The sequence below is a fragment of the Methylobacterium sp. D48H genome, from assembly GCF_053345715.1.
Map to the genome: position 1 here is coordinate 32,780 of NZ_JBKFAP010000016.1, position 20,426 is coordinate 53,205.

General features: G+C 73.3%; 30 protein-coding genes. 15 read left to right on the forward strand and 15 right to left on the reverse strand.

Features of this window, described 5'->3' with window-relative positions:
* Positions 1-31: 31 nt before the first annotated feature.
* A complete protein-coding gene (locus tag ACLBX8_RS21810; protein ID WP_020092366.1) occupies positions 32-268 on the forward strand; it encodes a DUF6894 family protein in 237 nt (78 codons plus the stop codon).
* 60 nt (positions 269-328) lie between these two features.
* Here ACLBX8_RS21810 and ACLBX8_RS21815 read toward each other — a convergent pair whose 3' ends face one another.
* Positions 329-1,234: an NAD(P)-dependent oxidoreductase gene (locus ACLBX8_RS21815; RefSeq protein WP_447715737.1), complete on the reverse strand. Its 906-nt coding sequence runs from the start codon at positions 1,232-1,234 to the stop codon at positions 329-331.
* A gap of 999 nt (positions 1,235-2,233) precedes the next feature.
* On the opposite strand from ACLBX8_RS21815, the gene thrS reads away from it, so the two are divergent.
* Both thrS and ACLBX8_RS21825 read left to right on the forward strand, forming a co-directional pair.
* A complete protein-coding gene (gene thrS, locus ACLBX8_RS21820; RefSeq protein WP_100251996.1) occupies positions 2,234-4,261 on the forward strand; it encodes a threonine--tRNA ligase in 2,028 nt (675 codons plus the stop codon).
* 277 nt (positions 4,262-4,538) lie between these two features.
* Positions 4,539-5,549, forward strand: a complete 1,011-nt coding sequence (locus ACLBX8_RS21825) for a diguanylate cyclase domain-containing protein (protein WP_447699066.1) — start codon at positions 4,539-4,541, stop codon at positions 5,547-5,549.
* A gap of 16 nt (positions 5,550-5,565) precedes the next feature.
* Here the strand turns inward: ACLBX8_RS21825 and ACLBX8_RS21830 are convergent, their stop codons facing one another.
* The 5 genes from ACLBX8_RS21830 to ACLBX8_RS21850 form a co-directional block, all read right to left on the reverse strand.
* Complete coding sequence (locus ACLBX8_RS21830) at positions 5,566-5,991, reverse strand: hypothetical protein (protein WP_091980288.1); 426 nt, start codon at positions 5,989-5,991, stop codon at positions 5,566-5,568.
* Between the two features lie 39 nt (positions 5,992-6,030).
* Complete coding sequence (locus ACLBX8_RS21835; RefSeq protein WP_026605249.1) at positions 6,031-6,264, reverse strand: DUF6894 family protein; 234 nt, start codon at positions 6,262-6,264, stop codon at positions 6,031-6,033.
* Positions 6,265-6,405: 141 nt separating this feature from the next.
* Positions 6,406-6,660 (reverse strand): hypothetical protein, encoded by a 255-nt coding sequence (locus ACLBX8_RS21840; RefSeq protein WP_020095183.1) that lies wholly within the window; start codon positions 6,658-6,660, stop codon positions 6,406-6,408.
* 52 nt (positions 6,661-6,712) lie between these two features.
* Positions 6,713-6,898 (reverse strand): hypothetical protein, encoded by a 186-nt coding sequence (locus tag ACLBX8_RS21845; protein WP_012318898.1) that lies wholly within the window; start codon positions 6,896-6,898, stop codon positions 6,713-6,715.
* Between the two features lie 33 nt (positions 6,899-6,931).
* Positions 6,932-7,138, reverse strand: a complete 207-nt coding sequence (locus ACLBX8_RS21850; protein ID WP_026605250.1) for a hypothetical protein — start codon at positions 7,136-7,138, stop codon at positions 6,932-6,934.
* Between the two features lie 318 nt (positions 7,139-7,456).
* Between ACLBX8_RS21850 and ACLBX8_RS21855 the strand changes: the two genes are divergently transcribed.
* The 5 genes from ACLBX8_RS21855 to ACLBX8_RS21875 all read left to right on the forward strand — a co-directional run bounded on the left by ACLBX8_RS21855 (position 7,457) and on the right by ACLBX8_RS21875 (position 9,889).
* On the forward strand, positions 7,457-7,924 hold the full coding sequence (locus ACLBX8_RS21855; RefSeq protein WP_020095185.1) for a MucR family transcriptional regulator: 468 nt from the start codon (positions 7,457-7,459) through the stop codon (positions 7,922-7,924).
* Between the two features lie 223 nt (positions 7,925-8,147).
* Complete coding sequence (locus ACLBX8_RS21860) at positions 8,148-8,423, forward strand: hypothetical protein (RefSeq protein WP_026605251.1); 276 nt, start codon at positions 8,148-8,150, stop codon at positions 8,421-8,423.
* A gap of 85 nt (positions 8,424-8,508) precedes the next feature.
* Entirely contained in the window at positions 8,509-8,883 is a 375-nt protein-coding gene (locus ACLBX8_RS21865) for a hypothetical protein (protein ID WP_447715738.1), read from the forward strand.
* 281 nt (positions 8,884-9,164) lie between these two features.
* Entirely contained in the window at positions 9,165-9,347 is a 183-nt protein-coding gene (locus ACLBX8_RS21870) for a hypothetical protein (protein ID WP_020095188.1), read from the forward strand.
* Positions 9,348-9,475: 128 nt separating this feature from the next.
* Positions 9,476-9,889, forward strand: coding sequence for a PilZ domain-containing protein (locus ACLBX8_RS21875; protein ID WP_447715739.1), 414 nt, complete (start codon positions 9,476-9,478; stop codon positions 9,887-9,889).
* Positions 9,890-9,984: 95 nt separating this feature from the next.
* Here ACLBX8_RS21875 and ACLBX8_RS21880 read toward each other — a convergent pair whose 3' ends face one another.
* On the reverse strand, positions 9,985-10,203 hold the full coding sequence (locus ACLBX8_RS21880) for a hypothetical protein (protein WP_210383195.1): 219 nt from the start codon (positions 10,201-10,203) through the stop codon (positions 9,985-9,987).
* A gap of 97 nt (positions 10,204-10,300) precedes the next feature.
* On the opposite strand from ACLBX8_RS21880, the gene ACLBX8_RS21885 reads away from it, so the two are divergent.
* The 3 genes from ACLBX8_RS21885 to ACLBX8_RS21895 all read left to right on the forward strand — a co-directional run bounded on the left by ACLBX8_RS21885 (position 10,301) and on the right by ACLBX8_RS21895 (position 11,126).
* Entirely contained in the window at positions 10,301-10,480 is a 180-nt protein-coding gene (locus ACLBX8_RS21885; RefSeq protein ID WP_020095191.1) for a hypothetical protein, read from the forward strand.
* A gap of 99 nt (positions 10,481-10,579) precedes the next feature.
* Complete coding sequence (locus ACLBX8_RS21890; RefSeq protein ID WP_447699065.1) at positions 10,580-10,801, forward strand: hypothetical protein; 222 nt, start codon at positions 10,580-10,582, stop codon at positions 10,799-10,801.
* 82 nt (positions 10,802-10,883) lie between these two features.
* Positions 10,884-11,126 carry a hypothetical protein gene (locus ACLBX8_RS21895; protein WP_447683216.1) on the forward strand — a complete coding sequence of 81 codons (243 nt, stop codon included), beginning with the start codon at positions 10,884-10,886 and terminating at the stop codon, positions 11,124-11,126.
* Between the two features lie 51 nt (positions 11,127-11,177).
* Here the strand turns inward: ACLBX8_RS21895 and ACLBX8_RS21900 are convergent, their stop codons facing one another.
* From ACLBX8_RS21900 to ACLBX8_RS21915, 4 genes are all read right to left on the reverse strand, one after another.
* Positions 11,178-11,429: a hypothetical protein gene (locus ACLBX8_RS21900; RefSeq protein ID WP_056523875.1), complete on the reverse strand. Its 252-nt coding sequence runs from the start codon at positions 11,427-11,429 to the stop codon at positions 11,178-11,180.
* Between the two features lie 691 nt (positions 11,430-12,120).
* Positions 12,121-12,477 (reverse strand): hypothetical protein, encoded by a 357-nt coding sequence (locus tag ACLBX8_RS21905; protein ID WP_026605252.1) that lies wholly within the window; start codon positions 12,475-12,477, stop codon positions 12,121-12,123.
* Positions 12,478-12,639: 162 nt separating this feature from the next.
* The gene (locus tag ACLBX8_RS21910) at positions 12,640-12,888 is read right to left on the reverse strand and encodes a hypothetical protein (RefSeq protein WP_020095196.1); all 249 of its coding nucleotides are present in this window, start codon (positions 12,886-12,888) and stop codon (positions 12,640-12,642) included.
* A gap of 79 nt (positions 12,889-12,967) precedes the next feature.
* Positions 12,968-13,990: a hypothetical protein gene (locus ACLBX8_RS21915; protein WP_447715740.1), complete on the reverse strand. Its 1,023-nt coding sequence runs from the start codon at positions 13,988-13,990 to the stop codon at positions 12,968-12,970.
* Positions 13,991-14,189: 199 nt separating this feature from the next.
* On the opposite strand from ACLBX8_RS21915, the gene ACLBX8_RS21920 reads away from it, so the two are divergent.
* The 4 genes from ACLBX8_RS21920 (at position 14,190) to ACLBX8_RS21935 (ending at position 17,646) form a co-directional block, all read left to right on the forward strand.
* On the forward strand, positions 14,190-16,205 hold the full coding sequence (locus ACLBX8_RS21920) for a hypothetical protein (protein ID WP_447715741.1): 2,016 nt from the start codon (positions 14,190-14,192) through the stop codon (positions 16,203-16,205).
* Between the two features lie 97 nt (positions 16,206-16,302).
* Complete coding sequence (locus ACLBX8_RS21925) at positions 16,303-16,572, forward strand: hypothetical protein (protein WP_447700656.1); 270 nt, start codon at positions 16,303-16,305, stop codon at positions 16,570-16,572.
* An 85-nt stretch (positions 16,573-16,657) separates the two neighbouring features.
* Complete coding sequence (locus tag ACLBX8_RS21930; RefSeq protein WP_020095200.1) at positions 16,658-16,858, forward strand: hypothetical protein; 201 nt, start codon at positions 16,658-16,660, stop codon at positions 16,856-16,858.
* Positions 16,859-16,932: 74 nt separating this feature from the next.
* Complete coding sequence (locus ACLBX8_RS21935; RefSeq protein ID WP_447715742.1) at positions 16,933-17,646, forward strand: YidB family protein; 714 nt, start codon at positions 16,933-16,935, stop codon at positions 17,644-17,646.
* 7 nt (positions 17,647-17,653) lie between these two features.
* Here ACLBX8_RS21935 and ACLBX8_RS21940 read toward each other — a convergent pair whose 3' ends face one another.
* From ACLBX8_RS21940 to ACLBX8_RS21955, 4 genes are all read right to left on the reverse strand, one after another.
* A complete protein-coding gene (locus ACLBX8_RS21940; RefSeq protein ID WP_447715743.1) occupies positions 17,654-17,995 on the reverse strand; it encodes a DUF6883 domain-containing protein in 342 nt (113 codons plus the stop codon).
* Positions 17,992-18,243: a DUF4926 domain-containing protein gene (locus ACLBX8_RS21945; RefSeq protein WP_447715744.1), complete on the reverse strand. Its 252-nt coding sequence runs from the start codon at positions 18,241-18,243 to the stop codon at positions 17,992-17,994. Before ACLBX8_RS21945 ends, ACLBX8_RS21940 begins: the two co-directional genes overlap by 4 nt.
* 346 nt (positions 18,244-18,589) lie before the next feature.
* Positions 18,590-19,852 (reverse strand): beta-ketoacyl-ACP synthase II, encoded by a 1,263-nt coding sequence (fabF, locus tag ACLBX8_RS21950; protein ID WP_447715745.1) that lies wholly within the window; start codon positions 19,850-19,852, stop codon positions 18,590-18,592.
* A 183-nt stretch (positions 19,853-20,035) separates the two neighbouring features.
* Positions 20,036-20,275, reverse strand: a complete 240-nt coding sequence (locus ACLBX8_RS21955; protein WP_007559070.1) for an acyl carrier protein — start codon at positions 20,273-20,275, stop codon at positions 20,036-20,038.
* Between the last annotated feature and the right edge of the window lie 151 nt (positions 20,276-20,426).

Below are 20,426 nucleotides of genomic sequence, written 5' to 3' on the forward strand. Positions count from 1 at the left end.
AACCGGAGGCGGTAAGCGCGGTTCTGCGGTTATGCCGCACTTCTACCTGCACATCCGGGACGGTCAGTGGCTGGTCGAGGATCTCGACGGCGCCGACCTGCCCGACCTCGACGCCGCCCGCACCGAGGCCGAGCGCTCCGCCCGGGCGCTCTTGGAGATCCAGCGGGTCGACGGCGCGGTGCTGGCCGGGCAGGTCTTCGAGATCGCCGACGCGTCGGGGCAGGTCCTGGCGGTCGTGCCGCTGAGGGACGTGCTCGAGCTGCCGTAAGATCCAGGGCGCGGGCGGGTCGGTCGGGATCGACCGCCCGATGGCCGCTACGGCCGGCCCCTACGGCCGCGACCGCACCCGGACCCCGAGCAGGTCCTCGAACGGCAGCACCATGGCGCCCTTGTCCCGGTCGCCGTGGCCCTGGCGCAGGGCGGTCTGGTAGGTGGCGGTGGCGGCCGCCGTGACCGGCATCGGGAAGCCGTTCTCCGCCGCGACCGCCGCGGCGGCGACGAGGTCCTTGTAGGCCGCCCCCATCGGGTAGCCCTCGTCGAACTGGCCCCGGAGGATCCGCGGCACGAAGTACTGCGCCGCGTAGCTCCGGCTCGTGCCCGTCGTGACCACCTGGGCGACCTGATCCGGGTCGAGCCCCATGGCGACGGCCATCGGCAGCACCTCGGCCAGCGCCGCGATGTTGATGTCGTAGAGCACGTTGTTGATCGTCTTGGTGAGCTGGCCGGATCCGGCCGGGCCCATATGCAGGATTGTCGTGCCGATCCGCTCCAGCAGAGGGCGCACCCGCGCGACCGCCCCGGCCCCGCCGCCGCACATCACGGTGAGCGTCCCGGCCTCGGCGCCGGCCGGCGCGCCGGAGACGGGCGCGTCGACGAAGGCGCGCCCGGTCGCCGCCACGGCGCGGCCGACCGTGAGGGCCTTGGCGTGCGCGATGGTGCTGAGGTCGACCACGACCGCCCCCGGGGCGAGGCGCTCCGCCAGGGCGCCGTCCCCGAGGAGGGCCGCCTCGACGGCGTCGCCGTTCGGCAGGCACAGGAACAGCACGTCGGCGCCGACGGCCTGCCCGGGATCGGTGGTGGCGACGAGGCCCGGCGCGGCGAGGCCGGCGAGGCGGGCCGGGTCGGTGTCGATCGCGACGAGCGTCTCGGCGTCGGAGCCCCGCTTGGCCGCGAGGTTGCGGGCGATGGGGTGCCCCATCGCGCCGAGGCCGAGGAGGGCGAGGCGCGCGGCCATGCGGGTGTCCCTGTTCCGAGTGTCCGGGCGCCCCCTGTCCGTGCGGGGGAGGCGCCGCGCCAGCATGTCGCCGGACGGGGCAGTCTTCCAGCCCCGCCCCTGGAATTGCGGCCGATGGCTTCTCGGCACCGACGTCCTTGCGAGCGGAGCGAAGCAATCCAGCAGCGCGACCTTGCCGATGTTGCGCCGCCCTGGGTCGCTTCGCTGCGCTCGCGATGACGAGAGGCGCGTCGACAGCGGCGAGCGGCTCAGTTTGCCTTGACAATGTTCCTATTTTGTGCTTCCTGACCACACCTGTCCGCGGCGGCCCGGGAGCGATCCCGGGGCGTCCTTCGGGGGCCCGCCCGGTGGCTGACCGTGCGGGTCCGGGGACGGGGCGGCGCCCGCGTCGGTGGCTCTCAGCCGCCATCGCCCCGGGCGACGGACCGGTGCGGGGCGTGCCTCGGACGCGGGCGTGAGACCGGGCGGCACTCTGCCCGGCGGGGTGAGGAAATGCCCCCGCGCCGACCCGCCTCTGGGCCGACCCTGAGCGACCTGCGGACCCGCCCACTACGAGGCGGGGGACGGCTGGAAGGCCACGGCGCCGATGCGGGTTCCGGAGGTGCGGGCACGGCGTGCACGCACCTCGACCGAGACCGCTAACGGGGAGTCGCAGGACCGGGACGTCGGAGACGCCGCGACGAGACAGACGGCACCGACCGGGGACCATGCCCGGCCGATGCCGCGGGGCGCCGCGGGGATCGGATCCCGCGCGTACTTGGCCGACACCTGGGTTCCCGCGGCGTCCCGCGTCCCTCGTGCTCGCCTCCTGGGCCATGCCCCCGGCGCCGCGCGCGCGCGGGGACGATCACGCGCACCCGAACGGCGGACGAAGGGCAGGGATGCGTGAAGTTGCGCCGCACCGTTGTTCCCTCGCCCGAGAAATCGGTCTACACGGCCGCTCCCTCGAAACCGCTTACCTGCCCCGTATGCAGGACTGAGCCCGGAGACGCTCGTACCATGCCGATTCTCACCTTCCCCGACGGCAACACGCGGGAGATCGCCGCCGGCACGACCGGCCGGGCCGTGGTCGAGGGCATCGCCAAGTCGCTGGCCAAGCGCACCGTCGCCATGGCGCTCGACGGCACGGTCGCCGACCTCGACGACCCGATCGACCGCGATGCCCGCATCGAGTTCCTGGACCGCACCGACCCGCGCAGCCTGGAGCTGATCCGGCACGACTGCGCGCACGTGCTCGCCGAGGCCGTGCAGGCGCTCTGGCCGGAGACGCAGGTCACGATCGGCCCGGTGATCGAGAACGGCTTCTACTACGACTTCCATCGCGAGACCCCGTTCACGCCCGAGGACTTCCCGAAGATCGAGGCGAAGATGCGCGAGATCATCGCGCGCGACGCGCCCTTCACGAAGGAAGTCTGGACGCGCGAGGACGTGCGGGCGCTGTTCGCCGGCAAGGGCGAGGGCTTCAAGGTCGAGCTGGTCGACGCGATCCCGCCGGGCGAGGACCTGAAGATCTACCGCCAGGGCGACTGGTTCGACCTCTGCCGCGGCCCGCACATGACCTCGACGGCCAAGGTCGGCACCGCCTTCAAGCTGATGAAGGTCGCGGGGGCCTACTGGCGCGGCGACTCGAACAACCCGATGCTGACCCGCATCTACGGAACGGCCTGGGCGAACCAAGCCGATCTCGACGATTACCTGCACCGGCTGGAGGAGGCCGAGCGCCGCGACCACCGACGGCTCGGCCGCGAGATGGACCTGTTCCACTTCCAGGAGGAGGGGCCGGGCGTCGTCTTCTGGCACGCCAAAGGCTGGACGATCTTCCAGGAGCTGATCGCCTACATGCGCCGGCGCCTGCGCGGCGACTACGCCGAGGTGAACGCTCCGCAGATCCTCGACAAGGCCCTGTGGGAGACCTCCGGCCACTGGGGCTGGTACCGGGAGAACATGTTCGCCGCGCAGTCCGCGGGCGAGGAGGCCGAGGACAAGCGCTGGTTCGCCCTCAAGCCGATGAACTGCCCGGGCCACGTGCAGATCTTCAAGCACGGCTTGAAATCCTACCGCGACCTGCCCCTGCGCATGGCCGAGTTCGGGATCGTCCACCGCTACGAGCCGTCCGGCGCCATGCACGGGCTGATGCGCGTGCGCGGCTTCACGCAGGACGACGCCCACGTCTTCTGCACCGAGGACCAGCTCGCCGACGAGTGCCTGAAGATCAACGACCTGATCCTCTCGACCTACGCGGATTTCGGCTTCGACCAGATCGTCGTGAAGCTCTCGACCCGGCCCGAGAAGCGCGTCGGCTCCGACGCCCTCTGGGACCACGCCGAGGACGTGATGACCCGCGTGCTGGCGCAGATCGAGGAGCAGTCGGCCGGCCGGATCAAGACGGCGGTCAACCCGGGGGAGGGCGCGTTCTACGGGCCCAAATTCGAGTACGTGCTGCGCGACGCCATCGGCCGCGACTGGCAATGCGGGACCACGCAGGTGGACTTCAACCTGCCCGAGCGGTTCGGCGCCTTCTACATCGACGCCGACGGCGCCCGGAAGCCGCCCGTGATGGTCCACCGGGCGATCTGCGGCTCGATGGAGCGCTTCACCGGCATCCTGATCGAGCACTTCGCCGGGCACTTCCCCCTGTGGCTGGCGCCGGTCCAGGTGGTGGTGGCGACGATCACCGGCGAGGCCGATCCCTACGCCCGGGACGTCATCCGCACCCTGGAGCGCGCCGGCCTGCGGGTCGAAGCGGATCTGCGCAACGAGAAGATCAACTACAAGGTCCGCGAGCACTCGCTCGCCAAGGTACCGGTGCTGCTGGCGCTCGGTCGCCGCGAGGCGGAGGAGCGCACGGTCTCGATCCGGCGGCTCGGCAGCCAGCAGACCCGCACACTGCCGCTGAGCGAGGCCGTGGCGGCCTTCGTGGAGGAGGCGACCGCGCCCGACATCCGCCGCGCCGAGGCCGTCTCCGCGACGGTCCCGACCAGCGACACGGTGCTCGACGGCCATCACGGCCCGCACGACGCGCCCTGACGCGCCGCCGATAGACGTCGTCCCGGGGGCCGCGCGGCGGCACCCGGGACGGCGGCGCGGCCCGACCGCGCGGACCCGTCGACCGACAGAGTTCGCGCGCCGCGATCACCACCTCAACTTGCGGATGGTCAATCTCCGCGAAGATCGCTCAACGCGCACGACTTTCGTCAAGGTTGGCGAAAGGAATCCCATTCTATGAAGACCGGAGACTAATTTCCGAGCCGGCACGTTCCGGCGATCGCCCGACGACGCTGTCGGGCGTTTCGGGGGACCGGCCATGGCGGCGGAGGCGGGCAGGGCGGCGACGAGGCTGGCGCGGCGCCACCGGCAGGCGGCCTGCGCCCGGCGCCAGGACGGGCTCGGCCGCGGGCGCAAGCTCGGACCCGGCATCGTCCAGGCGCTGGACTCGCTGCCGCACGGCCTGTGCCTGTTCGATTCCGCCGACCGGCTGCTGTTCGTGAGCGACGGGTTCCGGCGCCTGTTCGGCCCGCCCGCGAACCGGATCCGGCCCGGCATGCATGCCCGGGCGGTGGGCGCGGCGAGCGCCGCGGGGGCGGTCCCGGCCGACCGGGATCCCTGCGGCCTCTGGGCGGCGCGGCGGCGGCTCCTCGCCCGGGGCGCGACCGACGCCGTGGTCCAGACGCTCGCGGACGGGCGCCAGGTCGCGATCACGCTGCACCCGCAGGCCGGCGGCGGCTGGACCGCCCTGTGGGAGGACGTGACCGAGCGCCGCCGGGCGGAATCGCTCCTGCGCTACATGGCCCACCACGACCCGCTGACCGGCCTGCCGAACCGCCACCTGTTCGCGGCCCGGCTCGACCGGACCCTGGCCGACCGCGACGGCGCGCCCTGCGCGCTGCTGTGCCTCGACCTCGACGGCTTCAAGCCGGTGAACGACCGCCACGGGCACGCGGTGGGCGACGCGCTCCTGCGACACCTGGCCGAGCGCCTGCGGGCGGCGCTCGGCGCGGGGGATTGCGCCGCGCGGCTCGGGGGCGACGAGTTCACCATCCTGCTCGGCGACGCGGCGCCGGCGCCGGCCCTCGGCTTCGCCCTGCGCCTCCAGGCGCGCCTCGCCGAGCCGTACGATCTCGGGACCGGATCGCCGATCCGCATCGGCGCGGCGATCGGCGTGGCCTGCGCGCCCCTGCACGCCACCCGGGCTGAGGCCCTGGTGGAGCGGGCGGACGCGGCGATGTACGCGGCCAAGCGCCTCGGCCACCCCTACCTGTGGGACGACGCGCTGGATCTCGGGCCGGTCGGTCCGGGCGGCGCGGTTCCGGCCTGAGGCGGCCGGGACGGTCTCAGCGCGCCTTCTCGTGCTCCGCGAGGCCCACGGCCCTGTAATCGTAGGTCGGGAAGAACTCGGTCCGGTACGCGCCCCAGGCGGTATCCTCCAGGACGCGGTTGACCTCGCGCAGGCGGGAGGCCGGCAGCCGCAGGACGATGATCTGCCCGATCCCCATGACGACGTTCCACGAGACGACCTCGATGCCCGGCGGCGGGAAGGCCTTGTAGAAGCCCTGCTTGGCGAGCTGCGCGTTCAGCTCCGCCAGCGGTCGGGACTGGTCGTGGCGCAGGAAGACCGTCAGCAGCACGGCGTTGTCGGCCGTCGCCGCGGCGGATCCCGTGGGCGGGGGCGGCGCGGTCTGCGCCCCTGCCGGTCCGGCGGCGACGAGCAGCACGAGCGCCGCCGCGAGCGGGCCGGTCAGACCTGTTGAGCGTCGCATGCGATCTCCCGCTTTCCCGACCCGCGCGCGGCCGGGCCGTCAGCCGCCCTCGACATCGTAGGAGAGCCGCAGGCGCAGGCGGACCGCGCCCTGCTCGTCGCGCACGGCGAGCACGTAATCCTGCCGCTCCATCGGATCGGTCAAGCCCTGCGCGAGCCGCGTCAGGATGCGCACCGCCTGCGCCCGCGCCGCGGCGAGATCCGGAAGATCGAAGCCGTCGCGGTCGCGAACCAAGTTGGCGCCGTCGTGGAGGTCGATGAAATAGCGGGGCACGGATGCGAGCTCGGCGAGCGCCGGAGCTCGCAAGGATCAGTCTCCGCTGTTTCTACGTAGTTTCCGGAGGGCCGCAATCGGAGGTCGCCCGTGTCGCACCCCCAGACGCGGCCGGATGTAAGTCGGCGTCCGCGGACGGCATCAGCCCCCCAGCAGGCTCTCGGCGAAATCGTCCGGAACGGTCCCGAACTGGCCGAGGATCGTGACGCCCTCGAGTTCCCCGGTCTCGTCGTCGGCCACGACCCTGAGGGCCGCCGCGCCGGGCATGCGGGCGGCCAGCGCCTCTGCCTTCTTGAGGGCGCCGAACTCGCTCTGCGCGGGCTCCTGGCGGGCCGGCCGCAGGCGGTTCCGGTGCAGCTCGAACGGCTGCACGAGGTAGGTGGTCTTCAGGGCCATTCCGGCCTCCGCGGCGCGGCGCGCGGTGGCGAACGGACCGCGGCGCGGTCCACTACAGGCTGCGGGTGGTCACCCCGAGGGCGAGGAGGGCGTAGGCGCCGATGAAGAACCATTGCCGGTGCGCCACGACGGTTTTTCCGACCATCGGGATGCGCGTGTAGAGGCTGGCGACGGCGAGGCCGATCAGCACGGCCGACACCAGGAACGTGAGCAGGCGCGGGGCGGAGAGCGTGGGCATACCCCATGCTCCGCCGGTACGCTTACCGAACCGTTACCGGTCGAGCCCGGGCACGAGGGGGCGGTACGCCGTCAACGGGCCCTGCGTTCCGGGAAGCAGTCCGACCTCGGCGAGCCACAGGACCATGATCGCTCCGGCCAGGAGCGTCGCGAGCGAGGCCAGCCGCCCGGTCCACCGCCGCAGCACGAACATGGCGACCACGACGGCCAGCAGGGCGATGAGGAGGGCGAGCATCAGCATGGCCGCGCCATGCCACGACCGGGGCGCCGCGTCACCGCGGATGACGGCGGAACGTCCCACGGGCCGGCCCGGGCCGACTTCAAGTCCGCCAGATGCACGTTCTGGTCGTTCTGCAGAGCGGAAACTCTACCGCAGTCGATAGGCCGACTCGGACGGCGCCCTGAAATACTCCGCCGGAAATCGCCAGAAATGGTCGGCCGATCTCCGCGGCGGGCACCCCGATCATGCACCGGAAGCGGCCCGCCAACGGTTTTGTAACTTGCATTCAGTGCTCAAAAGTAGCAGATCCCGGGCGAGGGGCACACCAGGAATCTTACAGTGTCAGAAGAAACCACAGGGCCCAACTCCAACTTCATCGAGCTGGCGGGCGATATCGTCGCCGCCTACGTGTCGAACAATCCGGTGCCGGCCGCGGAGCTGCCGGCCCTGATCGCGCGCGTGCACGGCGCGATCAGCGGGCTCGTCACCGGGACTCTGACGGCGGAGATCGGGGCGGTCCCGCAGGCCGAGGTCGAGAAGCCGAGCGCGGCCCAGATCCGCAAGTCGGTCCGGCACGACGGGATCGTCAGCTTCATCGACGGCAAGACATACAAGACGCTGAAGCGCCACCTGACCAGCCACGGCCTGGATCCGCGCAGCTACCGCGACCGCTACGGCCTGCCGGCGGACTATCCGATGGTCGCGCCGAGCTACGCCGAGCAGCGCTCCGCCCTCGCCAAGGCGATCGGCCTGGGCCAGCCCGGCGCCATGGCCGAGCGCGAGCGCAAGGGCCGCAAGGCCGCCTGAGGATGACGGCCTCCGGGGGCGCCCCGCTCGGCGGGGCCCCCTCGTAACGAAGCGCCGCGGAGCCCGGCGCCTCGTTCCGCCGCGCGGCCCGGAGCCGCGCCGAGACCGTTGCATCGTCGCCACACACGTCCAGGACATCGCGGGACACGGACAAGCTGCCACACTCTGCACAAAGCTGATGCGCACGCCGGGGCCCGAGGATGCTACCGAAGGGGTCGGCGAGATGAAGCGAGAGCAGACGATGACGAGTTCGGTCGTGCCGTTCCCGGCGCATATCGCGCCCGCGGTCGTGGACGAGGACACCGCGTCGATCATCGCCGTGCTGCAGGATCAGCTGGCCCTGGCCCGCGAGGGTCGCCTGCGCTCGGTGGCGGTCGTCTCCGTCTCGGCCGATGGCGAGGCGGTCGGCACGCAATGGTCGTGCAAGGGCTCCGATATCAGCAACCTGATCGGCAAGCTGACCGTCCTGACCCACGACCTGATGGCCGCCCGGAAGTGACCGGCCGAATCTGACGGGGCGGGCGCGGCCCGCCCGGTGCGGCGTTCCGGAGACGGCTCCGGCATCGGCCAGAAGGAATGCCCGGATGACTCGCGCCCTGCTGTTCGCCGCCCTCCTGGGAACGGCGGTCGTGCCGGGCACCGCCTGGGCTGCCGAGGAGGCAGACGACACCAAGCGCGCGGAGACGATCCGGGGTCTCGTGCGGATCGTCGGCGCGCAGGCCGGCATCGTCCTGCACTGCCGCAAGCTCTACACCATCGACGACACGGTGTCCGAGGGCCTGTCCCGCACGGTCCGCCGAGCCCTCGACGCCGGCCTCGGCCACCAGCGTGCCCGGAACGCCATCGCCGAGGAGGGCCGGCGGGTCGCGGACGAGATCGCCGCGGTCGGACCGGAGCAATGGTGCGCCGACCAGCGCGACCTGCTCAACACGGACGGCGTCCGCGTCTTCATCGACTGACCGCGCCGGATCCCGTCCCGGCGGGGCACTCCCCGCGGCCGGCCGGTCGATGCCCCTCGTGAAGGGCAGCCCTGGCCGCGCGCGACTTCAGTCCTGTGCGGATCAGATGAGAGCGTCATTCCGGCCGCTGTTCCGCAGTGCAGAACAGATGAACACCTTGTTCACCGCGCTCTCGTCTGTCATGTTTCGACGACGGACGAGACTGAACAGATCAAGCCGGTCGCACTCGTCCGTTTACAAGAGCCCTCAAGGGCCGCGAGACCGGCGCATAGGGAAACGCCATGTCTCGATCGATCCTGCTGGCCCTCGCTCTCGTCGTCTGCGGGGCCGCCGTGACGCTGTTCGCCTTCCTGCGCGCGCCCCAGTCGAGGGAGTTCGCCGGGTGGGATGCGGCCTTCATGGGCGGCATCGGGGCCGTCGCGCTGGGCTTTCTCACCACCCTCGTCGAGGTCGTGACCGAGTAGGTCGATCCTGAGGCCGGTCACACGCGCCGAGCGGTCCGACCGAGGCCGTCTCCGTCCCTGCGGCTCCGTCACCCCGGTCGCTCCGCGGGCGTCGGTGCTCCGCGCACCCGGCCTCCGGCCGAGCGCGCATGAAGAGCGCAGAATTCACAGGGACGGCAGCTTCCCGACAATTCGAGGCATTTCGCAAACCGCCCTTGAACCCGGGTGACCGATCCTATCGGGCAGAGGTTCTCGAGGCGGTGATGTTCGAACGACGCAGCGCTCCACGCACGCTTCTCAACGAGACCGGCAGCATCTCGGTCGACGAGCATCGAAGCTTGCCGTGCATCGTCTACGACCGGTCGGCCGGCGGCGTGCGGGTCGCGCTCCCGGATGCCGAGATCGTTCCGGACAGCTTCATCCTCAGCATCGATGCGAGCAGCGAGATCCTCGTCTGCCGCGCCATCTGGCGCAAGGCGGAGGAGATCGGCGCCACAACCGACATCCCCGAGACGGCGCGGTCGGGCCGCGCGAACCTCTGGCGCGAACTCGAGGCGACCTGACAGGCGCCTGCCTCGGGTCGACCGGCGCTCGGCGCGGCCAGAGTGTCGTCGGCAGGCTCGGGGGCGGCGGGGCTCCCGGCGCGCGCCGACGCGCGTCACTCCCAGTCGATGTTGAGCGAGCGCTCGAAGGCGGCCGCGGAGAGTTCCTTGCCCTTCGGATCGGCGACCGTGATCTCGCGGAAGCCGCGCCGGGCCAGCTCCCAGGTCTTCTCCATCGCCTGCTCGTCCGTCCCGCAGGCGAACGTCATGACGCGCCCGGACGGATCAATCCCCTTGACGGTGAACACACCACTCTCCCTGCTCGCACCTCCCATATAGAGCCGCGATCCGCGTCGCGCCTCCCGCCATCGTGACGGAGCCCCGGGACCCGCACACGCCCCGTCGCGTTGGCTGCAGGCAGGGAGAGACCGCATGACGCGCGAGACCGCAGACCCGACGAGCCGCGGACCGGACGCGCGCGAGGCGGACGAGCCTCCGGCGGAGCGCGTCAAGGCGGCGCCGGCCACGATCCCGACCGAGGATCCCGAGGTCGGCCTCGCGCAGAAGGGCAGCGGGGAAGAGGCGATCGTCCGGCGCGAGACGGAGATCTGACCGGTCGCGCCGACGCGCGGGCGATCCCTGGACGTCGGTCCATGTGCGATGCACAAACGGGCCGGCCGCACCCGGATGGCGGCCGACAGGAGACCGCGCATGGCGCAGTGCATAGCACAGTCGTCGGGCCACGAGGTCCCGACCCAGATCCGCGACGTCGCCGGGACCGGTCTCGCGCAGGCCCGGACGGCCTTCGGAAGCGTCGTCGGAGCGGCGCGCCGCGCCTCCGACACGGTCCGCACGAAAGTGGTGCGAGGGCAGGTTGCGGCCCGGGAAGCGGCGGCCGCGGCTCGCGACGCTGCCGGGGCGGCGTCGCACTGAGCGGGAGAGCCGAGCGGCCTCTGGGCGGGTGGCCGGCGGCCCTTCGCGGCGCTGCCGGCCGTGTTCGGACGCGGAGTTGGAGATGATGTACGGGGAGGTTGGCCGCCTGGTGGATGAGAGCCTGCGGCTGGGCCTGAGACAGGCCGAGAACGCCGTCCTGCTCGCGATGGCGGCGCAGTATGCGTGGGCGGATCTGTGGTTCGAGGGGTACCGCGCGGCGGGGACTGCCCTCAGTACCGCGCGCGATCAGCGGGCGCGGACGCGGCGCCTGATCCGTCGCGGCGTGGAACCGTCGGTGGCCGCGCAGGAATTGCACATCGTCTGAGCGTCGGCCGGAGACGGAGCCGCCCGGGGCGCTCCGTCTCCGGCAGCCGGCTCAGCGGCTCGCCTCGACGGCGGCCTGGACGATCGGCCGGCCGAGGGACGAGACCGTCCGATTGACGGTCGCCGGCGCGGCGACGGGCTGGGGCGTGGTGGTCAGATCGTGGATCGCGCGGATCTGCTGGGCGGGCCGGGCCTGATCGCGATAGAGCGGCGGCGTCAGGTGCAGGCGGTCGTCGGCGGCGGCGAGGCCCGTGAAGGCCGCCGAGGTGAGCGCGGCCGACGCGAGGATGAGGATCGTGCGCATGGTGCGTCTCCGGTTCGATCGCGGTGTCGACCGCGGGATGCGATCGACCAGCGCATGAGACCACGGATTTGTGCGTCGCGGCATGCATTTATCGCATTGCACCATATCGCCATGGCGGCACGGTATTGCAGTGTTTCCTGGGAATTCTCAGCCGTGAATTCAGGCGCCGATCCCGAGCGGCATGCATTCGATGCAAATGAACTAAACTTCCACCGACGCGTTCTCAAATCAAACTTGAGGAGCGGGTGATTTGTTTTTCGCGCGCGCCCCCGGACCGATCGAAACCGCCGGGCGAGCGCGCGCGTTGCTGGCGTCGCGGCCCGTGGCGCGAATCGGAGACCGCGGCGCCAGATCCGCGTCACACAGGCACGCACACAGGCACGGTAGAACGCCCACATCCCGCCGAAGCACCCTGCGAAGCACCACGAGAGCGCCGATGACGCCCTCCGACCTCGACAGACGAGCCGAACTGACCATCTGACCCAAGGGCACACCGGCCCGCGCCGCGGAGGGGCGGCCGTTCGCGACCCTGCGCGAGGCCCTCGCCGTCGCGATCGCGGCGATGGAATCCGGAGAGGCCCAGCCCTGGATCATCACCGAGGCCGGCGACATCCTCTCGCCGCGCTGGATCCAGGCGAATTCCCGAGCGCGGGCGCCGCACTAACCGGCGCCGCGCCGGAGGCGGATCGGATCAGCAGCCGATGCAGATGTCGCGGACCACGTGCTGGTGACGCTGGCCGGTGCGCTGGTTCGGGAGCTGCCCGTCGATCGACGAGAGCCCGCTGCCCAAGCCCCGGAACCGGCGCTCGACCGCCGGAACGGAGGCCGCCCTGACCGGAGCGGGCGGCTCCGCGGCCGCGGCGGGGGCCGGTGCCGCCGTCGGAGCGGGCGCGGGCGCCCCGTTGGCCATGCCGGGATCGGGCAGGGTCAGGGCCATGCCCGGCACCGGCGGGACCTGCGCGAACTCGCCCGCGCGCCCCGGCAGGGGCGCGACGACCAGAAGCGCGACGGCCGGGACCGCGACGACGCGCCGGTTCAGCGGATGCATCACACTCTCCTGCCTCGGGAGCCGGCACGCCACGGACCCCGTGCCTCTGGGCCATCGCCGGATCGGCGCCCGCTCCGAAGACGGAACGGGGCCGGCCCCGGTTGTGCGCGGCGGAGCGGGGCGCCGCCACTCATCCATTCGGCGGAGCGTGCGCCGGGCGGCTCAGTAGGCCCGACCGTAGAAGGGCTGCGAGACCGGGCGATAGCGGTCGCTCACCGGCCACGTATAGGGCTGCTCCTTGCCGGTGCGCAGGTCCGAGCGGAATTTCGGCTCGTTGAAGCCGATCCCGTGCAGGCCCGCCGTGCCCTTGGCGCCGTGGGCCTTCGGCCCGGCATCGCGCGCCAGGGCAGCGCCCGAGACGCCGATCACGAGAGCGGCCGCGAGCGAGACGCGGCCCAGCATGACGTTCATCTCTGTCTCCTGTCCCGGCCGAGGTGCCGGCACAGAAGGAACGGCAGCGGTTCGGCGCGGTTCCGGCCCCTGAGGCCGCTCAGAACCCCTGGCCGAGGCAGGCTTCGGCGAAGGGCCCGCCGCAGAGGTCGCCGGTCCGGACCGGCGCGGCCGCCGCGCCGCCGATGCCGGCACCGCCGATCGCCCCGCCGCCGGTCGGCAGGGTGCGGGCCGCCTGGGCGGGATCGTCCGCGGGCAACCCGGGCGTCCCGGGAATCCCGGCGCCGCCCGTGCCGGCGCCGCCCGTCCCGGAAACCGTCGCGGCCGTGGCCCCGCTCGCGGCCGTTCCGGTCCCGAGCCCGAACAGTCCGAACAGCCCGAACAGACCGCCGGGGGACAGGGTGGCGCCCGTCGCGCCGATGCCCGACGCGGCCACGCCGCTACCGAGACCGGCCGACGAGACGCCGGACGAGCCGGTCGCGAGCGAGGAGCCGAGGCTTCCGGCAGCGTTGAGGCCCGTGCCGACACCTACTCCAACGCCTGCGCCGACACCTGCGCCGACACCTGCGCCGACACCTGCGCCGAGGCCGGCTCCCGAGAGCCCGGTGCCCAGGCCGGGGGACAGGCCCGACCCACCCCCGAGACCGTCCGTTCCGAGGGTCGGTGTCAGGAGGCTCCCCGCGGTCGAGCCCAGGCCCGTGCGGGACGCGCCGCTGAGGCCGCTGCGGGCACCGGTGGCGCCGATCGTCCCGCCGGTCCCGAGGGTCGTGCCGGTGACGCCGGCACCGCCGGTCGCGGTGGATCCCAGGCCACCGAGCTGGCCCGCCCCGCCCGAACCGGCGGTCGTGGCGCCGAGCGTCGTCCCGGCCGAGAGGCCGCCCGACGCGCCGATGCGGCCGCCGCCACCGCCGCCGCCCCCGCCGAAGCTCAGCTGGCCGGCATTCACGAGGCCGCCGGTCTGCGCCGAGACGGTCGGGAACGGCCCGGTGGTGGAACTGCCGCCGAGGCTCAGCTGGCCCGGATTGGCGACAGGGGTGATCGGCTCCAGCGATGCCGACAGGCTCTGGGCCCCGGCCGGGACGGCGATCGCCGGCAGGAGGGCGGCGGCGAGGATGGATCGCATGGCACGCTCCTCAGCGGGGACGGGGTCTGGCTCGGAAACCGGAGGGCGTCCGGCCGGTTCCGGCGGCGCGGGGACGCGGCGCGGCGCTGACCCGTGGGAGAAAGGAGACCGCCGGCCTTCATGCTGCCGGAAAGACGGTGTGCTCTCGGCACCGGATCCGCCTGCCCCCACGTCCCGACCCGCGCCCGAACCTGCGACCGTGCCGTTGCCCGAAACTCTCGCCCAAGGCCTGCGCGGCGCCGGCTGGCTCGCCGGCCTCCCGGCCCTCGCGCTGATCTGGGCGAGCGCGACCCTCTACGCCGCCCCGCGGATCGCCGACGGCCTCGCGGCGGAGGGCGCGGCGATCGCCGCCGGCACGGCCACCGCCACCGGCGAGCCGTGGCTGCGCCTGGAGGCCGTCGGGCGCGACCTCGTGGCCGCCGGCGAGGCGCCGGACGTCGCCGAGCGCGCCACCGTGCTGTCCCGCCTCGCGGCCCTCGACGGCCCGCGCCGCATCGTCTCCGAACTCGGCATCGTGGAGACCGCCGCGCCCTTCCAGTGGGCGGCGATCCGCACGGGTCAGAACCGGATCGCCCTCGAAGGCAGCCGCCCGGTGGAGATCGGCCGGCGGGCCCTGGAGGCGCGGATCGCCGGCGCCCTCGATCCCGGCACCGGCCTCGACGACACCGCCCGGGCCGCCCGGGGCGCGCCGCCGGATTTCGCCGGCGCGGCCGCGTTCCTCGCGGCCCGGCTCTCCGGCCTCGCCAAGGGCGGGCGGGCGGCGCTCAGCGACACCGTGCTCAGCCTGTCGGGCGAGGCCCTCGACGTGCCGGCCTACGAGGCCCTGCGGGCCGCCCTGTCGGACCCGCCGGAGGGGTTCAGCGTCGGGCGGGTCGAGATCCTGCCCCCGAAGGTGGCCGCGTACCGGTTCGCCGTGGAGAAATCGGGCCGGGGCATCGTCCTCGACGGCTTCGCCCCCTCGGCGGCCGACCGCGAGGCCGCCCTGCGCGCCGCCACCGAGGCCGCCGCGGGCGGTACCGTGGAGGACCGGCTCCTGGCCGCCCGGGGGCTCGACCCGGCGATCGACCCGAAGAGCCTCATCGCCTTCGCGTTCAAGCTCGCCGAGCTGATCCAGTCCGGGCAGGTCGTGTTCCGGGACGGGGCGGTCTCGGTGACCGGCGACGCCATCGACGGGCAGGCGCTCCCCGACGCCGAGGCGCTGATGCGCGAGGGCCGGCCCGCCGGCGTGGCGGCCGGGCGGGTGGCGCTCACGGCGCGGCCGCTCTCGCCCTACCGGGTGGCGATCCGCCGGACCGCCGACGCCGTGACCCTCACCGGCCACCTGCCGGACGCCGCGACCCGGGAGCGGGTACTGGCCGCCCTGCGCCCGCGCCTGTTCCGGGAGCCGGTCATCGACCGCACCCGCCTCGCCGACGGCGCCCCGCCGGATCTCGGGGACGCGCTGGCCGCCGCCGCCCCGCTGGTGACGAACCTCGCGGACGGGACCGTCGCGGTCTCGGACCGCGCCGTGACGCTCACCGGCGAGAGCCTCTACCGGGAGGGCGCCGCGCGCACCCCCGACCGGCTCGCCGAGGCGCTGCCCCCGGGCTGGACCGGGCAGGCCAGCGTCACGGCCCGGGACGCGGCGGAGCGGCGCGACCCCGCCACCTGCCGCGCCGACTTCACCGCCGCCCTGGCGGGGGCGGACCTGCACTTCCCCGCGGGCGGCGCCGCGCTCACGCCCGCCTTCTACCCGACCCTCGACGCGCTGGCCGCCCTGGCGAAGACCTGCCCGTCGCTGCGCGTCGCGGTCTCCGGCCCCGCCGACCCGGCGAAGCCGCCCGCGACCCCGGCCGCCGGACCGGCACCGGGGGAGGGCGCGACCGCCGAGCCGACCCGGGTCGCCGACGCCGCCAAGCCGGCCACCCCCGCGCCGCCGGCCCCGGCGCCCAAGGAAGCCGCGACGCACGCGGCCAAAATCGCGGCCAAGGACGCGGCCAAGGACGCGACGAAGGATCGGAGCAAGGCGGGCGCGGCCAGGAAGGAGCCGGCCGGACCCGGCAAGGCGGCGGCGAAGAAGCCCGCCGAGGCCCCCGACGAGCCGCCGGTCGACCTGCCGCGCCTGCGCGCCCAGGCGGTGGTGGACTACCTCCTCCAGGCCGGAGCCCGGCCGGAGCAGGTCACGGCCGGGCCGGACGGGCTGGCCGGCCCCGTCGTCTTCGCGCTGCTGCCGTGAGGGAGATCCGCTCCGCCGCGCGTCCGCCAGCCGGGCCGCGCCCATCCGCGCGCCCGGCCGCGCGCCACCATCGCGCCCGCAGGGAGGCCGAACGGCCGTGACGCTGCTGCTCGCCGGATTCTGGCCCGGGCTCGCCGGGGCGGCCGCGCTCGGCCTCGTGGTCGGCGCGCTGGTCGGCTGGCCGGACCGCCTCGCCGCCTCGCTGGGGCTCTGCGTGGTCGCGGGGTTCGTGGCCGCGGCGGCGATCGCCGGGTTCGTGCCCGGGCTGCCCGGCCTGTGGCTCGACGGCGCGGCCCTGATGCTGCCGGTCTACTGCGCGGCCTGCCTGCTCGGGGCGCTGGGACGCCGCCTCGCCGGCCGGACCTGACGGCGCGGGAACCTCTCCGCCCCCCGACGGCGTTTTTCCAGCAGAAAGGGCCCCGAGGGCCCGCCCCGAACCCGGAGAGGCCGCGATGCCCAGGACCGTCGACCGTCCCCATCCCGCGCGACGCCGCGCCGTTCGCCTGCCGCGCCCCCGCGCCGGCGCCGCCGCCACCGGCCTGTTCCTGGCCGGACTGATCCTCTCGGCCGCGACGGTGCCGCTGGTCGAGCCCGCCGACGCCACGACCGGTGGCGGCACCGCGCAGGCGGCGCTCGCGACGCCGGCCCGCTGAGCGAGGCAACCCGCGCCCGCCCCGGAATGTTGTTCGCCCGGGCCCGTCCGGCCCGGGCCTAGGGGGAGACGCGCATGGGACTGCTCGAATCGGCGATCGGCGGCGTGCTCGGTCAGGTGTTCGGCGGGCAGAAGCAGGGGTCCGGGGGCATGTCGCCCCTGGTCAAGGCACTCCTGATGCTCCTGCTGGCCAAGGGCGCCAGCGGCGGCTTCGGCGACATCTTCGGCCGCGGGCGCCAGGGCGAGCCCGGCCCCGAGGCCGACCGCTCCGGAGGCGCCGGACCCTACGGGCGCGATCCCGGCCAGCACCCCGCCGATGCCGGCGGGCGCCGTCCTCCGGAAGAGGGCGGCGACATCGGCGGCTGGGACCAGTACGGCGGCCGCCGCGACGGCGGCCCGGGCGGGCCGTCGGACCCGTCCCTGCCGCCCGGCGACTTCTCGGACCTCTCCGGCATGCTCGACGGCCCCGGCGACGCCCCGCCGCCGAGCCGCGCCGCCCCGTACGGGCAGGGGGATCTCGGCGGCCTCGACGGGCTGGTCGACCGCTTCCGCCAGGGCGGCCTCGGCGACGTGATGGAATCCTGGATCGGCCACGGCACCAACCGCCCCGTGGCCCCGGACCAGCTCGCCCGGGCGCTCGGCCCCGACACGGTGGACACCCTCCAGCAGCAGACCGGGATGGACCGCGAGACGCTGCTGTCGCAGCTCGCCCAGGCGCTGCCGGAGGTGGTGCACGCGCTCACCCCGCAGGGGCGGGTGCCGGGGGAGGCCGAGCGGCGGGGGTGGTAGCGCGCCTTCAGGGCTTCCACGGATAGGCCGTGAGGAAGCGCAGTTGCACGGGCGCGGTCTCCTCCCACACGCCGCGTAGCGACATGGAGCGGCCGTCCGGCGCTCTCACGGGTCCTTCGAAGATCAGGCGCGGTTGCCCGATCGGGGGCAGTATCCGGCGCCCGGGCCAGTGGGCGACGGCGTGGCTCACCAGATCGTCGGCCAGCCGCTCGGGTGCATTGACCGTGTAGCCGAACGCGAGAAGATATTTTGCCTTGGAGGCGCCGTCCGTGTGTGCGGGATTGAGCAGATAGCCGACGATCTTGGACCGCTCGACGGTCCAGGCAACGGCCGCGACGTCAGTCGTCACATCGGCGCGCGTTCGATGCGCTTCAGGTCGCCGGGCCGAACCGTCGCCAGGGCGCCGAGCGGATTGGGAAACTCGACGACGTAGGCCTCCCCGTCGCGATAGACGCTGACGATGGTGCCCTCCGTGCCGGGTGGGAGCGCGTCGCCGTCGTCGCTGACCACGGCGACCGTCAGCGCGACGCGATCCAGATCCCGAAGGTCCGATCGCGGGTCGTCGTGGCGGAACTGATCGGCACGAGCCAACACCATGGTGGGAGGATATGTGCCGGCCTCGGGTTTGCAAGCGTTCGTGGATCCGGAAACCGGCGCGCGCTCTGGCTCAGGCGATTGATGGTGCTGTCCGTCGGCGGCCTCGACGGGCTGATCGACCGGTTCCGCCCGGGCGGCCTCGGCGACGTGATCGAGCCCTTGATCGGCCGCGGCACCTACCGCCCGGTGGCCCCGGACCGGCTCGCCCGTGCGCTCGGCCGCGCACGGTGGACAGGATCACGCCGAAGGGGCGGGTGCCGGGGTAGCCGGACACGGGGTCGGGGCGGCGCGCGGTCAAATCCTGCGGAAGACCCGGGCCGCGAAGCGGAGCGAGACGGCGACGCGCCTACGCGACCCGCCGCATCACCAGCGACGCATTCGTCCCGCCGAACCCGAACGAGTTCGACAGCACGACATCCACCTGCTTGCGTTTCGCCTCGAACGGCACGAGGTCGATCTTGGTCTGGACGGAGGGGTTGTCGAGGTTGAGCGTCGGCGGGATGACGTTGTCGCGCAGGACGAGGATGGAGAAGATCGCCTCGACCGAGCCGGCGGCGCCCAGCAGGTGGCCGACCGAGCTCTTGGTGGACGACATGGTGGCGCTCGCGGCGGCGTCGCCCAGGAGACGCTCCACGGCCTTCAGCTCCAGCTCGTCGCCCATGGGCGTCGAGGTGCCGTGGGCGTTGATGTAGCCGATCTCGGACGGCGCGATCCCGGCGCGCTTCACCGCGGCGGTCATGCAGCGGAAGGCGCCGTCGCCGTCCGGGGAGGGGGAGGTGATGTGGTAGGCGTCGCCCGAGAGGCCGTAGCCCACCACCTCGGCGTAGATCTTCGCGCCGCGGGCCTTGGCGTGCTCGTACTCCTCCAGCACCACGATGCCGGCGCCCTCGCCCATGAGGAAGCCGTCGCGGTCGCGGTCGTAGGGGCGCGAGGCCTTCTCGGGCGTGTCGTTGAAGCCCGTGGTCAGGGCCCGGCAGGCCGAGAAGCCCGCGATCGAGAGGCGGTTCACCGGCGATTCGGCGCCGCCCGCCACCATCACGTCGGCGTCGCCGAGCGCGATCAGGCGGCTCGCGTCGCCGATGGCGTGGGCGCCCGTGGAGCAGGCCGTCACGACCGCGTTGTTCGGGCCCTTCAGGCCGTGGGCGATCGAGACCTGGCCGGAGGCGAGGTTGATGATCCGGCCCGGGATGAAGAACGGCGAGATCCGGCGCGGGCCCTTCTCGTGCAGGGTCACGGAGGCGTCGTAGATGCCGCCGATGCCGCCGATGCCGGAGCCGATCAGCACGCCGGTGGCGCACTGGTCCTCGTGGCTCTTCGGCGCCCAGCCGGCATCCTTCAGCGCCTCGTCGGCCGCCGCCATCGCGTAGACGATGAACGGGTCGACCTTGCGCTGCTCCTTCACCTCCATCACGAGGTCGGGGTTGAAGGTGCCGTCGGTGCCGTCGCCGAACGGGACCTGCGCGGCGATCCGGCAGGGCAGGTCGGCGGATTCGAAGCCGCGGATCGGGCCGGCGCCGCTGTCGCCCGCGATCAGCCGGCTCCAGGTGTGCTCCACCCCGCTGCCCAGCGGCGTGACCATCCCCAGACCCGTGACCACCACCCGCCGCATGTGCCCTGTCCCGTCTTGAGGCGCCGCCCCGCCGGCACCGCCGCGGTCGCGCATCGTCCTAACTCGCTCGGAGGCAGAATCGGTCCCCGCGGGCCCCGTCACGACTCCGAGCCTTGAAACGCATAACGGCGCGGGGGCTGTTTCGCCTCACCCGCGCCGCGTCAAACCCGGTCCCCGGCGCCTTTAGGCGGCGGAGTTCTTCTCCAGGAACTTCACGGCGTCGCCGACCGTCTGGATCGTCTCGGCAGCGTCGTCCGGGATCTCGACGTTGAATTCCTCCTCGAAGGCCATGACCAGCTCGACGGTGTCGAGGCTGTCGGCACCGAGGTCGTCGATGAAGTTGGCGCTCTCGACCACCTTCTCGGGCTCCACGCCCAGGTGCTCGACGACGATCTTCTTCACGCGCTCAGCGATATCGCTCATCGGTCTTCCGTCCTCGTCCTTCTGGTCTGTCAGTCTTCTCGGGGTGGTGCCGTGGCCGCGTCGCGCCCCTGCGGGCTTGTTGTGACGGGCCGGTGTCCGATCGCGCGTGCTTCTGAGGTGAACCGGCGCGTGAGCCGGGACGCCTCCGCCG

Bases quoted from the DNA above. Each gene is read 5' to 3' on its own strand.
- ACLBX8_RS21840 (WP_020095183.1), bottom strand. From the start codon at position 6,660: ATGGCCCTGAAGACCACCTACCTCGTGCAGCCGTTCGAGCTGCACCGG.
- ACLBX8_RS21905 (WP_026605252.1), bottom strand. From the start codon at position 12,477: ATGCATCCGCTGAACCGGCGCGTCGTCGCGGTCCCGGCCGTCGCGCTT.
- ACLBX8_RS21935 (WP_447715742.1), top strand. From the start codon at position 16,933: ATGGGACTGCTCGAATCGGCGATCGGCGGCGTGCTCGGTCAGGTGTTC.
- ACLBX8_RS21870 (WP_020095188.1), top strand. From the start codon at position 9,165: ATGTCTCGATCGATCCTGCTGGCCCTCGCTCTCGTCGTCTGCGGGGCC.
- ACLBX8_RS21815 (WP_447715737.1), bottom strand. From the start codon at position 1,234: ATGGCCGCGCGCCTCGCCCTCCTCGGCCTCGGCGCGATGGGGCACCCC.
- ACLBX8_RS21955 (WP_007559070.1), bottom strand. From the start codon at position 20,275: ATGAGCGATATCGCTGAGCGCGTGAAGAAGATCGTCGTCGAGCACCTG.
- ACLBX8_RS21880 (WP_210383195.1), bottom strand. From the start codon at position 10,203: ATGGGAGGTGCGAGCAGGGAGAGTGGTGTGTTCACCGTCAAGGGGATT.
- ACLBX8_RS21825 (WP_447699066.1), top strand. From the start codon at position 4,539: ATGGCGGCGGAGGCGGGCAGGGCGGCGACGAGGCTGGCGCGGCGCCAC.
- ACLBX8_RS21915 (WP_447715740.1), bottom strand. From the start codon at position 13,990: ATGCGATCCATCCTCGCCGCCGCCCTCCTGCCGGCGATCGCCGTCCCG.
- ACLBX8_RS21875 (WP_447715739.1), top strand. From the start codon at position 9,476: ATGAAGAGCGCAGAATTCACAGGGACGGCAGCTTCCCGACAATTCGAG.
- ACLBX8_RS21900 (WP_056523875.1), bottom strand. From the start codon at position 11,429: ATGCGCACGATCCTCATCCTCGCGTCGGCCGCGCTCACCTCGGCGGCC.
- fabF (WP_447715745.1), bottom strand. From the start codon at position 19,852: ATGCGGCGGGTGGTGGTCACGGGTCTGGGGATGGTCACGCCGCTGGGC.
- ACLBX8_RS21845 (WP_012318898.1), bottom strand. From the start codon at position 6,898: ATGCCCACGCTCTCCGCCCCGCGCCTGCTCACGTTCCTGGTGTCGGCC.
- ACLBX8_RS21890 (WP_447699065.1), top strand. From the start codon at position 10,580: ATGGCGCAGTGCATAGCACAGTCGTCGGGCCACGAGGTCCCGACCCAG.
- ACLBX8_RS21810 (WP_020092366.1), top strand. From the start codon at position 32: ATGCCGCACTTCTACCTGCACATCCGGGACGGTCAGTGGCTGGTCGAG.
- thrS (WP_100251996.1), top strand. From the start codon at position 2,234: ATGCCGATTCTCACCTTCCCCGACGGCAACACGCGGGAGATCGCCGCC.
- ACLBX8_RS21895 (WP_447683216.1), top strand. From the start codon at position 10,884: ATGATGTACGGGGAGGTTGGCCGCCTGGTGGATGAGAGCCTGCGGCTG.
- ACLBX8_RS21860 (WP_026605251.1), top strand. From the start codon at position 8,148: ATGAAGCGAGAGCAGACGATGACGAGTTCGGTCGTGCCGTTCCCGGCG.
- ACLBX8_RS21910 (WP_020095196.1), bottom strand. From the start codon at position 12,888: ATGAACGTCATGCTGGGCCGCGTCTCGCTCGCGGCCGCTCTCGTGATC.
- ACLBX8_RS21850 (WP_026605250.1), bottom strand. From the start codon at position 7,138: ATGCTGATGCTCGCCCTCCTCATCGCCCTGCTGGCCGTCGTGGTCGCC.
- ACLBX8_RS21945 (WP_447715744.1), bottom strand. From the start codon at position 18,243: ATGGTGTTGGCTCGTGCCGATCAGTTCCGCCACGACGACCCGCGATCG.
- ACLBX8_RS21865 (WP_447715738.1), top strand. From the start codon at position 8,509: ATGACTCGCGCCCTGCTGTTCGCCGCCCTCCTGGGAACGGCGGTCGTG.
- ACLBX8_RS21830 (WP_091980288.1), bottom strand. From the start codon at position 5,991: ATGCGACGCTCAACAGGTCTGACCGGCCCGCTCGCGGCGGCGCTCGTG.
- ACLBX8_RS21930 (WP_020095200.1), top strand. From the start codon at position 16,658: ATGCCCAGGACCGTCGACCGTCCCCATCCCGCGCGACGCCGCGCCGTT.
- ACLBX8_RS21885 (WP_020095191.1), top strand. From the start codon at position 10,301: ATGACGCGCGAGACCGCAGACCCGACGAGCCGCGGACCGGACGCGCGC.